This is a genomic window from Klebsiella sp. GB_Kp047, from assembly GCF_040065235.1.
GTDB lineage: Bacteria > Pseudomonadota > Gammaproteobacteria > Enterobacterales > Enterobacteriaceae > Klebsiella > Klebsiella quasipneumoniae.
Genome location: NZ_JBEAJG010000006.1, coordinates 26,069 through 41,616 on the forward strand (window position 1 = coordinate 26,069; position 15,548 = coordinate 41,616).

General features: G+C 60.6%; 12 protein-coding genes. 6 read left to right on the top strand and 6 right to left on the bottom strand.

Annotated elements, in window-relative coordinates:
• Positions 1 to 257 precede the first annotated feature (257 nt).
• Both tal and tkt read left to right on the top strand, forming a co-directional pair.
• A complete protein-coding gene (gene tal, locus ABLV76_RS04515) occupies positions 258 to 1,214 on the top strand; it encodes a transaldolase (RefSeq protein ID WP_004201965.1) in 957 nt (318 codons plus the stop codon).
• 16 nt (positions 1,215 to 1,230) lie between these two features.
• The gene (gene tkt, locus ABLV76_RS04520) at positions 1,231 to 3,225 is read left to right on the top strand and encodes a transketolase (protein WP_017900451.1); all 1,995 of its coding nucleotides are present in this window, start codon (positions 1,231 to 1,233) and stop codon (positions 3,223 to 3,225) included.
• On the opposite strand, the gene ABLV76_RS04525 is transcribed toward tkt, so the two are convergent.
• From ABLV76_RS04525 to aegA, 3 genes are all read right to left on the bottom strand, one after another.
• Positions 3,215 to 4,261, bottom strand: a complete 1,047-nt coding sequence (locus ABLV76_RS04525) for a DUF1176 domain-containing protein (RefSeq protein WP_004201962.1) — start codon at positions 4,259 to 4,261, stop codon at positions 3,215 to 3,217. The two genes, tkt and ABLV76_RS04525, sit on opposite strands and share 11 nt — an antisense overlap.
• Positions 4,262 to 4,324: 63 nt before the next feature.
• Positions 4,325 to 4,921, bottom strand: a complete 597-nt coding sequence (gene nudK, locus ABLV76_RS04530) for a GDP-mannose pyrophosphatase NudK (RefSeq protein WP_002913754.1) — start codon at positions 4,919 to 4,921, stop codon at positions 4,325 to 4,327.
• A 58-nt stretch (positions 4,922 to 4,979) separates the two neighbouring features.
• Positions 4,980 to 6,962, bottom strand: a complete 1,983-nt coding sequence (aegA, locus tag ABLV76_RS04535; protein WP_004201961.1) for a formate-dependent uric acid utilization protein AegA — start codon at positions 6,960 to 6,962, stop codon at positions 4,980 to 4,982.
• Positions 6,963 to 7,338: 376 nt separating this feature from the next.
• Here aegA and acrD point away from each other — a divergent pair, with 376 nt between their 5' ends.
• Complete coding sequence (gene acrD / locus ABLV76_RS04540) at positions 7,339 to 10,452, top strand: multidrug efflux RND transporter permease AcrD (protein WP_017900450.1); 3,114 nt, start codon at positions 7,339 to 7,341, stop codon at positions 10,450 to 10,452.
• Positions 10,453 to 10,579: 127 nt separating this feature from the next.
• On the opposite strand, the gene ypfM is transcribed toward acrD, so the two are convergent.
• Positions 10,580 to 10,639 (bottom strand): protein YpfM, encoded by a 60-nt coding sequence (ypfM, locus tag ABLV76_RS04545; RefSeq protein WP_100181659.1) that lies wholly within the window; start codon positions 10,637 to 10,639, stop codon positions 10,580 to 10,582.
• Positions 10,640 to 11,005: 366 nt separating this feature from the next.
• Between ypfM and ABLV76_RS04550 the strand changes: the two genes are divergently transcribed.
• The 3 genes from ABLV76_RS04550 to ABLV76_RS04560 are packed head-to-tail and all read left to right on the top strand — an operon-like array spanning position 11,006 to position 12,720.
• The gene (locus ABLV76_RS04550; RefSeq protein ID WP_023290610.1) at positions 11,006 to 11,359 is read left to right on the top strand and encodes an ArsC family reductase; all 354 of its coding nucleotides are present in this window, start codon (positions 11,006 to 11,008) and stop codon (positions 11,357 to 11,359) included.
• 3 nt (positions 11,360 to 11,362) lie between these two features.
• On the top strand, positions 11,363 to 12,490 hold the full coding sequence (dapE, locus tag ABLV76_RS04555; protein WP_004201953.1) for a succinyl-diaminopimelate desuccinylase: 1,128 nt from the start codon (positions 11,363 to 11,365) through the stop codon (positions 12,488 to 12,490).
• A gap of 26 nt (positions 12,491 to 12,516) precedes the next feature.
• Positions 12,517 to 12,720 carry a YpfN family protein gene (locus tag ABLV76_RS04560; protein WP_002913768.1) on the top strand — a complete coding sequence of 68 codons (204 nt, stop codon included), beginning with the start codon at positions 12,517 to 12,519 and terminating at the stop codon, positions 12,718 to 12,720.
• 48 nt (positions 12,721 to 12,768) lie between these two features.
• Here the strand turns inward: ABLV76_RS04560 and ypfH are convergent, their stop codons facing one another.
• Positions 12,769 to 13,464, bottom strand: coding sequence for an esterase (gene ypfH, locus ABLV76_RS04565; RefSeq protein ID WP_004201952.1), 696 nt, complete (start codon positions 13,462 to 13,464; stop codon positions 12,769 to 12,771).
• A 76-nt stretch (positions 13,465 to 13,540) separates the two neighbouring features.
• A complete protein-coding gene (locus tag ABLV76_RS04570; RefSeq protein WP_348878198.1) occupies positions 13,541 to 15,544 on the bottom strand; it encodes a GNAT family N-acetyltransferase in 2,004 nt (667 codons plus the stop codon).
• Between the last annotated feature and the right edge of the window lie 4 nt (positions 15,545 to 15,548).

Consider the following 15,548-nt stretch of genomic DNA (forward strand, 5'->3'; position numbering starts at 1 on the left):
AAAGCGTGATGACCATCCTGTCGTTCACCTTTCAGTGGCAGACAGTATCCCTCCTGGCGGGGCGATAAACTTTGAACACCGCCAAACTCTGGCCATCGCTATGATCTGGTTGTTATCAATTTATAGCGGTTATGTTACCCGGATTCGCCGCCAATAATAGCCCCGTCTGCTATGCTTTTTGGTTATGTACCTCATCAATATTTATACCGCATACCGGCAAGCACTCATGTAACACCTTGTTCCAGGAGGACTTATCTATGAATCAGCTAGACAGTATCAAGCAGTTCACCACCGTGGTCGCCGACAGCGGCGACATCGAATCCATCCGCCACTACCATCCGGAAGATGCCACCACTAACCCCTCCCTGCTGCTGAAGGCCGCCGGCCTGGCGTCCTATAGCGGACTCATTGACGACGCGATCGCCTGGGCGAAAAAGCAAGGAGGCGGCCGTGAAGCGCAGGTGACTCACGCCTGCGATAAGCTGGCGGTCAATTTTGGCGCGGAGATCCTCAAAAGCATTCCTGGCCGGGTCTCCACCGAGGTGGACGCCCGGCTCTCCTTCAACCGGGAGAAGAGCATCGAGAAAGCGCGCCATCTGGTGGCGCTGTATCAGGAGATGGGCATTGATAAGTCGCGGATCCTGATCAAGCTGGCCTCCACCTGGGAGGGGATCCGCGCCGCCGAGACCCTGGAAAAAGAGGGGATCCACTGCAACCTGACGCTGCTGTTTTCCTTCGCCCAGGCCCGGGCCTGCGCCGAGGCCGGGGTCTATCTGATCTCCCCTTTCGTCGGACGTATTTATGACTGGTATCAGGCGCGCAAACCGCTGGATCCTTACGTGGTTGAGGAAGATCCCGGGGTGAAATCCGTGCGCAATATCTATGACTACTTCAAACAGCATAAATACAACACCATCGTGATGGGCGCCAGCTTCCGCCGCACCGAGCAGATCCTCGCCCTGGTCGGCTGCGACCGGCTGACCATCGCCCCGCCCCTGTTAAAAGAGCTGCAGGCCAGCGACGCCCCGGTGGTGCGCAAACTGATCCCTGCCAGCCAGATCCTGCCGCGCCCGGTGCCGCTCAGCGAGGCGGAGTTCCGCTGGGAACATAATCAGGATCCGATGGCGGTCGAAAAGCTGGCGGAGGGTATCCGCCTGTTCGCCGTCGATCAACGCAAACTGGAAGATCTGCTTGCCGCCAAACTGTCACTTTAGTCTCACGGAGAAAACTATGTCCCGAAGAGAGCTTGCCAACGCCATCCGCGCCCTGAGCATGGACGCGGTGCAGAAAGCCAATTCCGGCCACCCCGGTGCGCCAATGGGGATGGCAGACATTGCCGAAGTGCTGTGGAACGATTTTCTCAAGCACAATCCGCAGAACCCTGGCTGGGTGGACCGCGACCGTTTTATTCTGTCCAACGGCCACGCGTCGATGCTGCTCTACAGTCTGCTGCACCTGTCCGGCTACGATCTGCCGCTGTCAGAGCTGAAGCAGTTCCGCCAGCTGCACTCTAAAACGCCGGGTCACCCGGAGCATGGCTATACCCCCGGGGTGGAGACCACCACCGGCCCGCTGGGCCAGGGGCTGGCGAACGCCGTCGGTATGGCCATCGCCGAACGCACCCTGGCGGCGCAGTTTAACCGCCCCGGTCATGAGATTATCGACCATCACACCTGGGTTTTCATGGGCGATGGTTGTCTGATGGAGGGGATCTCCCATGAGGCCTGTTCGCTGGCAGGCACGCTCGGACTGGGCAAGCTGATCGGTTTTTACGACCACAACGGCATCTCCATCGACGGCAAAACCGACGGCTGGTTTACCGATGATACGGCAGAACGTTTCCGCGCCTACCACTGGCACGTGATCGGCGACATTGACGGCCACGATCCGCAGGCCATCAAACAGGCCATTACGGAAGCGCAGGCGGTGAAAGATAAGCCGTCGCTGATCATTTGTCGGACCATCATCGGCTTCGGTTCGCCCAACAAAGCCGGCTCAGAGGAGTCGCACGGCGCGGCGCTGGGTGAAAAAGAGGTGGCCCTGGCCCGCCAGCAGCTGGGCTGGAAACATCCCCCCTTTGAGATCCCGAAAGAGATCTATCAGGGCTGGGATGCGCGTCCACGCGGCGAAAAAGCCGAGCACGACTGGAACGAGAAATTCGCCGCCTACCGGCAGCAGTTCCCGGAGCTGGCCGCTGAGCTGACCCGCCGCATGGATGGCGCCCTGCCGGAGGATTTTGCCGCGACCGCCCGCGACTACGTGGCGAAGCTGCAGGCCGAGCCGGCGAAGATCGCCAGCCGGAAAGCCTCGCAGAACGCGCTGAACGCGTATGGCCCGCACCTCCCGGAGCTGCTGGGCGGTTCGGCGGATCTGGCGCCGAGTAACCTGACCATATGGTCTGGCTCGACATCGATTAAAGAGGATGCCGCGGGCAACTATATTCACTACGGCGTGCGCGAATTCGGCATGACCGCGGTGGCCAACGGCATCGCCCTACACGGGGGATTCATCCCCTATACCTCGACCTTCCTGATGTTTGTGGAATACGCCCGCAACGCCGCGCGCATGGCGGCGCTGATGAAGGCCCGGCAGATCATGGTCTATACCCATGACTCCATCGGTCTGGGGGAAGACGGTCCGACCCACCAGGCGGTGGAACAGCTGGCCAGTCTGCGGCTGACGCCCAACTTCAGCACCTGGCGCCCATGCGACCAGGTGGAGACCGCTGTCGCCTGGCAGGCGGCCATCGCGCGTCAGGGCGGACCGACGGCGCTGATCCTGTCGCGACAAAACCTGGCGCAGATGCCGCGCACCCCGCAACAGGTGCAGGATATCGCCCGGGGCGGCTACGTGCTGAAGGATGCCGGAGGCAAACCCGACCTGATCCTCATCGCCACCGGCTCGGAAGTGGAGATCACCGTCCTGGCGGCGGAAAAATTGTTGGCCAACGGGGTGAATGTGCGAGTGGTTTCGCTCCCCTCCACCGATGTATTTGACGCTCAGGACGAGGCCTGGCGCGAGTCGGTGCTGCCGTCGGACGTCAGCTCCCGGGTGGCAGTCGAGGCCGGGATAGCGGACTACTGGTATAAATATGTCGGCTTAAAAGGCAAGATTGTCGGCATGACCGGCTACGGTGAATCCGCCCCGGCGGAGCAGCTGTTCCCGTTCTTTGGCTTTACGGTCGACCATATCGTCGCCACCGCCGAACAGGTGCTTAACGGGTGATCCACAACGTGGGCCAGGCGTCTGGCCCCTGCCAGTTGTCGCACGTCGGCTGCTGCGCGTAGCGGGAGAGGCTGAACCGCTGGCCGTCAAAACGCCAGCGGGTCTGGATCCCGCAATCGCCAGACGCGCGCCCCTTGTCCAGGGTCACCAGCTCATGGCGGCGGTCATCATAGCTGGCGTTAATTAGCTCTATCTCCCGCGGCGCCTCGCCCGGCGGCTGAAATGGCAGCGTTAGCCGCACCTGGCGGGCGACATACGGGCGCTGGCGGGAGACCAGCCAGGCCAGCCAGACGGTGTTGTACGCCCCGGATTCGCAGCTGGTCATTAGCAGCACTTTGTCATCCGTCAGGGCAGTGACGCGAATTTCGCGGCGGAACGGATCGAGGGAGCAGTTACTGTTGCTCATCCGCTCATTGCCATAGTCCATCAGATCGTTGAGCTCATCACGCCCCAGCGGCGACTGCGCCATGTCTGCGCTCGCCACCGCGCGCAGCGCCGGCGCCGGCGGTACGCTGAGCGGCGGCTCCTCCCCTTTGCCAACCCAGGCCGTTTCGCTGCCCACCCGCTTTTGCCGGGCGTCGATAAAAAACAGGGCCGCTTTCAGCCCCTGCAGGGAGATAGTCTGCAGGCCGTTGGCCAACGAGAGGGTTTTTCCCTCCTGTACCCGCTGGAGGAACGCATCGATCGTCACGCTGTCGTCAGTTTTAATGAGTTTATCTTCAATGCGCCAGCGCTTGTCGGTCAGGGACAGCGGTTTACCATCCAGCAGCAGGCGCGGCGCTATCGGCGCGAGCGTCGCCACCGGATTGCCGGTGCCGCCCAGTTCGATACGCAGGCTGGCATCAGTAGCCGCCCCGGCGCTGCGGCTGAGGGTCATCACCAGACCATAATGCAGCCCCACGTTGCGGGTGACGCAGAAGTTTTGGTTATTACAGGTGACCTGCCAGTCGTTGAAGCGCTGCTGCGCCGGTGCCGACCATGCCTGTGAGCAAGGCAGCACCGCCAGAAAGAGGAAAAAAATGATGCGAAAAAGCATGAACCGCCCGACCCCAGATAAACCCAACCACGGCGCCTATCCTGGACAACGGCAGCCGCTGACTCAATCGGATTTGTCAGAGTTCCCCGACATCAGGCCAGAGGTTTGCAAATACTGCAGCAGAATGACCGCTTTCCCGTCGCGGATCTCCCCGTCAGCGACCATCTGCAGCGCCTGGCTAAAGGGCAGCTCCAGCACCTCGATGGCTTCGTCATCCACCCCGCCGCCGCTGGTCGTTCGCTGCGCGTCGCTGTACTCAGCGATAAAGAAATGCACCACTTCGGTGACGCCCCCTGGCGACATAAACAGCTCAAACAGCTTTCGCACCTCGCCCACTTCATAGCCGGTCTCTTCCACTGCCTCTTTACGAATGCAGGCCTCCGGCTCGTCGTTGTCCAGCAGCCCGGCGCAGGTTTCAATCAGCATGCCGTCATGATTGCCATTGACCCAGGTGGCGACCCGAAACTGACGCACCAGGACCACCGTCTGCTTATGGCGGTTATAGAGCAGCACGGTGGCGCCATTGCCGCGATCGTAGACCTCGCGCTTGTGGCGCACCACGCTGCCGTCCGCCCGCGTCAGCTCATAGGTCATGTTGCGTAGTACGAACCAGTTCTCAGAGAGGATTTTATCTTTAATGACGTGAATATTGAGTGACATACCGACCCCACAGCGTAAAAGGACGCCCTCATACTACGCTGCGGAGCCGGATTTGTCGTCAGTGAAGCGGCGTCGTTTTCAGCCCCAGGTAGTCAAGGATCCCCTGCGCCGCGTGACGGCCTTCCGCCATCGCCGTCACCACCAGGTCGGCGCCGCGCACGGCATCGCCGCCGGCAAAAATCTTCTCCTGGCTGGTCTGATAACGGTAACGGCTCTCCACTCCGGCTTTAATACGCCCCTGGCTGTCCAGTGCCACCCCCGCAGCTTCCAGCCAGGGCATGCGGTGCGGGTGGAAGCCAAAGGCCATGATCACCGCATCTGCCGGCATAACAAACTCGCTGCCGGGGATCGGCGTCGGGCGGCGTCTTCCCCCGGCGTCCGGAGCACCCAGCTCGGTGCGCAAAAAGCGAACCCCGTTCACCCGCCCGTTCTCGTCCAGCTCAAGCGTCACCGGCTGGACGTTAAACTCAAAAAGCGCTCCCTCTTCGCGGGCGTTTTTGACCTCTTTTTTCGAGCCCGGCATGTTGGCTTCATCCCGCCGATAGGCGCAGGTCACCTGGCGGGCGCCATGGCGCAGCGCGGTACGCACGCAGTCCATTGCCGTATCGCCGCCCCCCAGCACCACTACGTTCAGCCCGGCGGTGTTGACATAAGGCTCCTGCGCCGATTCCGCCAGCCCCATCACCTGTTTGGTGTTGGCGATAAGAAACGGCAGCGCATCGTAGACCCCGGGGGCCTCTTCATTCGGCAGGCCGGCCTTCATGGAGCGATAGGTTCCGGCGCCGACGAACACCGCGTCATACTCGGCCAGCAGCGTCGCCAGAGGGATATCTTTCCCCACCTCGCAGTTGAGCTCAAAGCGGACGCCCATCTCGCTGAAAATCGCCCGCCGCCGGGTCAGCAGCGACTTATCCAGCTTGAACGCCGGAATGCCGAAGGTCAGCAGACCGCCGATCTCCGGATGACGGTCAAAGACCACCGGCTGCACGCCGTGGCGCACCAGCACATCGGCGCAGGCCAGACCGGCCGGCCCGGCGCCGATAATCGCCACCCGTTTACCGTTCAGCTTAATCTGCGAGAGGTCCGGACGCCAGCCACTGGCCAGCGCCTGGTCGGATATAAATCGCTCAATATTGCCGATGGTGACCGCACCGCTTTCCTCGCGCAGGGTGCAGGCGCCCTCACACAGCCGGTCCTGGGGGCAGACGCGGCCGGTGATCTCCGGCAGACAGTTGGTCTGATGGGACAGGGCGACCGCGGCGGCGATATCCCCTGCCTTCACCAACTCGACCCACTGCGGAATAGTGTTATGTAGCGGGCAGGTCCATTCACAGATGCTGTGTTCTCCACATTTCAGGCAGCGGGCGGCCTGCTGCCGGGCCTGGGTCGGGCTGAACGGCTGATAGATCTCCTCAAAGTGGTTCTTGCGCACCTCCGCCGGCAGCTTATCCGGCTCTCCGCGCGGCGGCGTCATCGCCATCTGCCTGACCTTCTCGCCGGCGTCGGGCTGTCTGGCGGGGGCCGCGCCGCGCTGCCACGGCTGCGCCTCCTGGCAGGCCGAACGCAGACGCCGCTGCCTGGCCATCGTGGTCAATGTCTCATCGTCGGCGAGGGTCAGCGCCTGCGCCGGACAGTTTTCCACACAGGCCGGTCCCGCCTCGCGGCCCGCGCACAGATCGCATTTCTGCGCGCTGGCTTTCACCTGGCCTGCGGCCTGCGGCGTCACCACCACCTCCATCACCCCGAACGGGCAGGCCACCATGCAGGATTTACAGCCAATGCATTTCTCCTGACAGACCTGAACGCTGTCGCCAGTCTGGGCGATGGCGCCGTTGGGGCAGCTGCGGAGGCAGGGGGCGTCTTCGCAGTGGCGGCAGGTGATGGCGTTACGCTGCCCCTCTGCTTTAATCACGGTGATACGTGGCAAAAAGCGCTGCGGGGTCAGCGCATGTTGCTCCTCGTTATGCGCCATTACGCAGGCCACTTCGCAGGCCTGGCAACCGATACATTTTCGGCTATCGCTCAATATAAAGTGGTTCATGGCTTCCTTTTGTCTTATTGGTGAATAACCCCTTAATGCACATGCCTATTTATTACCCGACAAGACGAGGCCGGAACAATGTTCATTTGCCCAGGATACCCTTTTTCTGGAAAGAATCCGTTTTGGATCAATTTTTTTGACTTATATGAAATCAGGTTTCACACCGGCAAGGGATAATGCGTCCCCGGGTGCGGCGGGCGAAGCGGTGTGGCCGACCTGGCGGCACGAAAGGTCGATGTTTCTTTACGATACGGCAAAAGCAACATGATAAATTACACTATCTCCTTAATTTCTCCACGATTGCCGGAGGCGCTGGCGCTAAAGTGGCACAGGCTGTGCAATAACAAGAACATGTGCATATGAGGTTTTCATTCTGATGGCGAATTTCTTTATCGATCGCCCCATTTTTGCGTGGGTGCTGGCAATCCTGTTATGCCTGACGGGCACCCTTGCCATTTTGTCGCTGCCAGTTGAACAGTATCCCGATCTGGCCCCGCCGAATGTACGGGTTACAGCCAACTATCCTGGCGCCTCCGCACAAACCCTGGAGAATACCGTCACCCAGGTTATCGAACAGAATATGACCGGCCTCGATAACCTGATGTATATGTCATCCCAGAGCAGCGCCACCGGCCAGGCGACCATCACCCTCAGTTTTACCGCCGGTACCGACCCGGACGAAGCGGTACAGCAGGTGCAAAACCAGCTGCAGTCGGCGATGCGTAAACTGCCGCAGGCGGTGCAAAACCAGGGGGTTACGGTACGCAAGACCGGCGATACCAATATCCTGACCCTCGCCTTCGTCTCCACCGACGGCAGTATGGATAAACAGGATATCGCCGACTACGTCGCCAGTAACATTCAGGACCCGCTCAGTCGCGTCAACGGCGTGGGGGATATCGACGCCTACGGCTCGCAATACTCAATGCGCATCTGGCTCGATCCGGCAAAGCTCAATAGCTTCCAGCTGACCACCAAGGATGTTACCGACGCTATTAGTTCGCAGAACGCCCAGATTGCCGTCGGCCAGCTCGGCGGCACGCCTTCCGTGGATAAGCAGGCGCTGAACGCCACCATCAACGCGCAATCTCTGCTGCAAACCCCGGAACAGTTCCGCAATATCACCCTGCGCGTCAATCAGGATGGCTCAGAGGTGACCCTCGGCGATGTCGCTACCGTGGAGATGGGGGCGGAGAAGTATGACTATCTTAGCCGCTACAATCGCCAGGCCGCCTCTGGCCTGGGAATTAAGCTCGCCTCCGGCGCCAACGAAATGGCCACCGCGGAGCGCGTGATCGCTCGCCTCAATGAGCTCTCGCAGTATTTCCCGCACGGGCTGGAATATAAAGTCGCCTACGAGACCACCTCCTTCGTGAAGGCTTCTATTACCGACGTGGTGAAAACCCTGCTGGAGGCGATCCTGCTGGTTTTCCTCGTGATGTATCTTTTCCTGCAGAACTTCCGCGCCACTCTGATCCCGACCATCGCCGTACCGGTGGTGCTGATGGGCACCTTCGCGGTGCTCTATGCCTGTGGTTACAGCATCAACACCCTGACGATGTTCGCGATGGTGCTGGCGATCGGCCTGCTGGTGGATGACGCCATCGTGGTGGTGGAGAACGTTGAGCGCATCATGAGCGAGGAAGGACTGTCGCCGCGGGAAGCCACCCGCAAATCGATGGGACAAATTCAGGGCGCGCTGGTGGGGATCGCGATGGTGCTGTCGGCGGTGTTTGTGCCGATGGCCTTCTTCGGCGGCACCACCGGCGCTATCTATCGCCAGTTCTCTATTACGATTGTCGCGGCGATGGTCCTCTCGGTGCTGGTGGCCATGATCCTCACCCCGGCCCTTTGCGCTACCCTGCTCAAGCCGATTAAACCAGGTGAATCCCATGAGCGAAAAGGCTTCTTCGGCTGGTTCAACCGCACCTTTAACCGCAGCGCCAGCCGCTATGAAACTTTCGTCGGCAAGATCCTTCACCGCTCGCTGCGCTGGATGCTGATCTACATCGTCCTGCTCGGCGGGATGGTGTTCTTGTTCCTGCATCTGCCCACTTCGTTCCTGCCGCTGGAGGATCGGGGGATGTTCACCACCTCGGTACAGTTGCCGAGCGGCAGCACCCAACAGCAGACGCTGAAAGTGGTACAGAAAGCGGAAGATTACTTCCTCAATAACGAGAAGCAGAACGTCGAGTCAGTGTTTGCTACCGTTGGCTCCGGCCCCGGCGGCAACGGGCAGAACGTAGCCCGCATGTTTGTGCGCCTCAAAGACTGGGACCAGCGCGATCCGCAAACCGGCTCCTCCTTTGCCATTATTGAACGCGCCACCAAAGCGTTTAATCAGATCAACGAAGCCCGGGTCATCGCCAGCAGCCCGCCGGCAATCAGCGGCCTCGGCAGTTCGGCAGGCTTCGACATGGAGCTGGAAGATCACGCCGGTAAGGGGCACGATGCGCTGATGGCGGCGCGCGATACGCTGCTTGAGCTGGCGGCTAAAAACCCGCTGTTGACCCGCGTCCGGCATAACGGGCTCGACGACAGCCCGCAGCTGCAGGTCGATATCGATCAGCGTAAAGCTCAGGCGCTGGGCGTCTCCATTGATGACATCAACGATACGCTGCAAACCGCCTGGGGGTCGAGCTACGTCAACGACTTTATGGATCGCGGGAGGGTGAAGAAAGTCTACGTCCAGGCGGCGGCGAAATATCGGATGCTGCCTGACGATATCAATCTCTGGTACGTCCGCAACAGCAGCGGCACGATGGTGCCGTTCTCGGCCTTCGCCACCTCGCACTGGGAGACCGGTTCGCCGCGCCTGGAGCGCTACAATGGCTACTCGGCGGTGGAGATCGTCGGTGAAGCGGCGCCGGGCATCAGTACCGGTACCGCGATGGACATGATGGAGAAGCTGGCCGCGCAGCTGCCGACCGGCTTTGGCCTCGAATGGACCGCCATGTCCTATCAGGAACGCCTCTCCGGCGCTCAGGCGCCGGCCCTGTACGCGATTTCCCTGCTGGTGGTGTTCCTGTGCCTGGCGGCGCTGTACGAGAGCTGGTCGGTGCCGTTCTCGGTGATGCTGGTGGTTCCGCTCGGGGTGATTGGCGCTCTGCTGGCGACCTGGATGCGCGGCCTGGAGAATGACGTTTATTTTCAGGTGGGCCTGTTGACGGTGATCGGCCTGTCGGCGAAAAACGCCATTCTGATCGTCGAGTTCGCCAATGAGCTTAACGAGAAAGGCCAGGATCTGCTCAGCGCCACGCTGTCGGCCTGCCGTCAGCGCCTGCGCCCTATCCTGATGACCTCGCTGGCGTTTATCTTCGGCGTGCTGCCGATGGCCACCAGCACCGGCGCCGGTTCCGGCAGCCAGCATGCGGTCGGCACCGGGGTGATGGGCGGGATGATCTCCGCCACCGTGCTGGCCATCTTTTTCGTACCGCTGTTCTTTGTGCTGGTGCGTCGCCGCTTTCCGCTGAAGGAGCGTCCGCAATAAACCCTCGGACGTGGGCGGCGAGCCGTAATAACAGAAAAGGCGACCTGGATGGTCGCCTTCTTTATGTGTTCAGAACTATGACGCGCTTATTTACGTCGCGTTATTCCCCTGCTCACATTGCGGAAATTTATTTACGAAGCATGCCTTCAATAAAATCTTTCCAGTTCCCCAGTTCATGTTCAATCATAATAGCCTCTCTTATTATTATGGTCGATTCTATATAACTTCATTGCTGATGGGAAGTTGTGCTCCCCTATTGCTCTGATTGTCTTGTGGACCGCTGACAGAGATAAAACCTCTGGTTGCCGCCACTATGCCGTCTCGTATGTAAAAATTATGTGATGCAGAGCACCATCAAGCAACATTTTCGTAATATTGTTAATGCCCTCACATCATGCCCGCGGCTGGGCGAATTTTAATCACCCTAACGCATTGCATGAATTGCCTGGTAAAAAGTTATATTTATTCATCTGAATCACGTATTATTTCAATAAGGCTTATATATTCGGAAATATCTGAGTTAACCGCTTAATTGAATGTTAAAGGTTTATCTATGCTCACCATGTACGGAATTAAAAACTGCGATACCATTAAAAAAGCCCGCCGCTGGCTGGAAGCACATCAGATTGACTATCGCTTCCATGACTACCGCGCCGATGGCCTCGACCGCGCGCAACTGGATACCTTTATTGCCGAACTGGGCTGGCAGGCGCTGCTGAACACCCGCGGCACCACCTGGCGCAAACTGGACGAATCGCTGCGCAACAGCATCGATAATGCCGATGCCGCCGCCGCATTGATGCTGGAAATGCCGGCGATCATCAAACGCCCATTGCTCTGCGCGCCCGGTCGTCCTATGCTGCTGGGTTTTAGTGAAGCAAGTTATCAGCAGTTTAACGAGGTATAGTCTATGTCTTGCCCGGTCATTGAGCTGGCTCAGCAGCTTATTCGCCGCCCTTCCCTTAGCCCCGATGATGCGGGATGCCAGGCGTTAATGATTGAACGCCTGCGTGCGATCGGCTTTACCGTTGAACCGATGGATTTCGGCGATACGCAGAACTTCTGGGCCTGGCGCGGCCACGGCGAGACGCTGGCCTTCGCCGGCCACACCGACGTGGTCCCGGCAGGCGACGCCGACCGCTGGATCAACCCCCCGTTCGAACCCACCATCCGCGACGGGATGCTGTTTGGCCGCGGGGCGGCGGATATGAAAGGCTCGCTGGCGGCGATGGTGGTTGCCGCAGAGCGTTTTGTCGCGCAGTACCCGAACCACCGGGGCCGACTGGCGTTTTTGATCACCTCTGATGAAGAGGCCAGCGCGAAAAACGGCACCGTCAAAGTGGTGGAGACGCTGATGGCGCGTAACGAGCGTCTGGACTACTGTCTGGTCGGCGAACCCTCCAGTACCGAAGTGGTCGGCGATGTGGTGAAAAACGGCCGCCGCGGCTCGCTGACCTGCAACCTGACCATTCACGGCGTACAGGGCCATGTCGCCTATCCGCACCTTGCCGATAACCCCGTCCATCGCGCCGCGCCGATGCTGGCGGAGCTGGTCAATATCGAGTGGGATAAAGGCAATGAATACTTCCCGCCGACCAGCATGCAGATTGCCAACGTGCAGTCCGGTACCGGCAGCAACAACGTGATCCCTGGCGATATGTTCGTCCAGTTCAACTTCCGCTTCAGTACGGAACTGACTGACGAGACGATCAAAGCCCGGGTGGTCGCCCTGCTGGAAAAATACCAGCTGCGTTACAGCGTGGAGTGGTGGCTCTCCGGACAGCCGTTCCTTACCGGACGGGGCAAGCTGGTGGATGCGGTCGTCAATGCCATTGAGCACTATAATGAGATCAAACCGCAGCTGTTAACCAACGGCGGCACCTCAGACGGACGGTTTATCGCGCGCATGGGGGCGCAGGTGGTTGAGCTGGGCCCCGTGAACGCCACGATTCACAAAATTAATGAATGTGTGAACGCCGCCGACCTGCAGCTGCTGGCGCGGATGTATCAACGCGTAATGGAACAGCTGGTCGCCTGACGTACTGACGTAAAGAGGAAGCGCGCATGGAATGGCTTATTAAACACTGGTGGATTCTGGTGCTGGTCTTTTTGGTGGGGGTAATTATCAACGTGATTAAAGATCTAAACCGCGTTGACCACAAAAAATTCCTCAACAACAAACCCGATCTGCCGCCGCACCGTGATTTTAACGATAAATGGGACGATGACGACGACTGGCCGAAGCACGACCAGTCGAAGAAACCGTAAGTTTGCCGTTATCGCGGTAGCGCCCGCCTGTAACCCCGCCCGCCGGGGTTACAGCATTTCGATGATATCGTCCCCTTTCGGCGTACTGCCGCTCAGCGCCTCATCAAAATAGTGCTTCGGCACGGTGTAGCGCAGTCGCTCGATCGCGAACTGCATGCTGCGATCGTCAATGGCATGCCCCAGATCGTCCACAATATCTAAGGTCACGTCGCCCCCCGCCTGCAACAGCGCCTCCTGTGCCGACACCGCCCACGCCAGATCGATAACCCGATCGTCACCACCGTGGATCAGGTGAATGGTGGTGGCCGTCGTTGCGGTAACCGGCAGCGTCGCATAGCGGCCATTAAAGGCGATCACCCGCGAAGCCAGATCCGGCGCTGCTTTGATGCTCTCCAGCGACATGATCGCCCCCTGAGAGAAGCCGATCAGCGCGGTGGCCAGTGGGCTGATGCCGCTCTTTTCCTGCCAGTAGCGCACAATTTCAATAAAGGTCGGCATAATGGCGTCGATACGCTGCTGACGATTTTCTTCCGTCACTCCCTGCACCGAAAACCACTGCCGACCGTCAGGACCGCAAGGCTCCACCCCGCCAATGCTCACGATCAGCGCATCAGGAAACTGCGGCGCGAACCAGCTGCCAATTTGCCCCATGGAGACCGGGTTATCCCCCACGCCATGAAACAGCAGCAACAGCTGTTGCGCAGGCGTCGCAGGGCTTTGAACAATAAAATGATCGTGTTTCATGGCTGTCTCCTTAGTGTATGCGGGCAGTGTACGCCGCTCGCCAGATATGACCATGCCATTTAACTGAATGAGTTAGTTAAAAAAATTGCAGGTTCGCCACCTGCTGATGCAGCGCCTCGGCGCGCGCTGCATCGAGGAAGCGCAAGGCGTCAGCGGCCTCCTGACGCCATCTCGCCAGCAGGGCTTTACGCCCTGTTAGCTGCAGCGCGGCGCAGAGTTCGGCCTCTTCTTCCCCCTGCAGACGCCCGCGCAGGGCCGGCAACGGGATGTCGACCTGCAACAGCAGGCGATTGAGGCAACCCAGCGCCGCGGCCAGCGGGCGATGGGCGAAGGCAAAGCTCGCCGCTTCCAGCCAGTCCTCATCACTAAGCATAGCCCCTGAAACGGCCGGCAGCGGCGCGGACGCTTGCCGCCACGGGCGCAGCCAGTATTCATCACGCTGTAGCCGCTGTGCCTCCCGTTGCGCGAGCTGATGCCCCGCTGCAGTCAGCGGGAACAGAGCCATCGCGGTATAGCACCCGCTGCTGGCCTCGCGATGGGTGCCCAGCCGCACGAGAATAAACCCACAGCGTTGCCAGAAGCGCCACAGCTCAGGGGTATAGCCAAAGCTGACGGAGAGATAATCATAACCTGCGGCATCGGCGGCGATATCGGCAATCATCTGTTGCCCCAGCCCTTCGCGCTGGCGGGCGGGGTGGACGGCGATCCGACTGACCCGCAGCCCGCGCAGCGTCGCCGCCAGGGGACTGCCGCCATGCGCCGCCAGCGACTGGGCGACCAGGTTCCCCCGCGGCCGGCGAAAACCCGCCCACACCGCCCGGCTGAGTTCGGGAGAAAGTCCCCCTTCGGCCACCAGCCACAGGGCGCCCGCCACCGCACCGCCGGCGCGAGCGCAGCGGAAAGCCTGGCCTGGAGCGTCCATCATGCGCCGCAGATCGAGAGGAGAAGTGCGGTAATGCGCCCCGGATAACAGCTGGTACATCGCTTCCGGCAGCGCCGGCTGCGTTTGCCAGCTGGACTGATTGACCGCCTCCAGGACTACCTCCCCCGTCGGCGCGTCGCGAAATGCCTCATCGCTGAAGATCAGCAGCTGGCTGATGGCCGACTCCAGCGGGCAGCCTGCGGCCCAGCGGATCGGCGCGCTCAGGCTGAACAATTGCAGATAGGGCAGGCTGGCGCAAAATTTCAGCAGGAACCCGCGACCGGTGCCCTCATAACCCTGCACCGTCGTGGTAAGTAGCGTGCGGGGAAAACGACTAACCAGCTGCCGGAGAAGCGGAGCCGGTATAGCCGCGGCCTCATCGACAATCAGCCAGGACGCCTTTTCCTTCGACGACAGCAACGCATCAGGAGCCATAAAGCGAAACGCCTCGCCGGCAAAGCTCGCCAGCACGTCGACGGCGCTGCGGGTCGGGGCGGTAACAATGGCCTCGCCCGCGAGCTGGCGCAGCAGCATGCCCGCGAGGGCGGATTTGCCTCGCCCTCGTTCAGCCGTCACTGCTGCGATACCAGGCGGTAGACGCAATAATTGCCCAAGGATCGCCGCCTGTTCGGCCAGCGGGTGACCATCGGCGGGATGCCAGTCAGGGCGCCGGACGGCCAGCGGGAGCCGCGGCGAGTCCGACTGCCGCCAGAGCAGCACCTCGGGGTCGGCGATAAACTGCCGACAGCAGCGGAGAACAAAGTTGGGGGTAGAGATCGGGTCGGGCGTATCGCTCCAGCGCAGGGAGTCCTCATCCACCCGGGACGGCCAGTCGGCGAAAAAGGGCGTCAGCAGCACCAGCCAGCTTCCCGCCCGCAGCGTACCGCTCAGGGCCGCCAGGGCGGCCACATCAAACCCGCGCCGGGCATCGAAAAAGGCGTGCATCACTTCCCGCCCCAGCAGCGTCTTCAGGGCGCCAGGCGCCACGCCGGGCGCAGAAACCGGCTCGGAGCCCACCCACAGGCCATCGCCGCCGAGCCGCTCCCGCAGCGCCTGCGCCTGCTGCAGCGTCCAGGCCTCGTCGCCGCTGAGCACCAGCAGGCGGCGAATCCCCTCCCGCGCCATCTGCGCGGTGAGGTCAAGCAGCGCGTCCATCATCAGG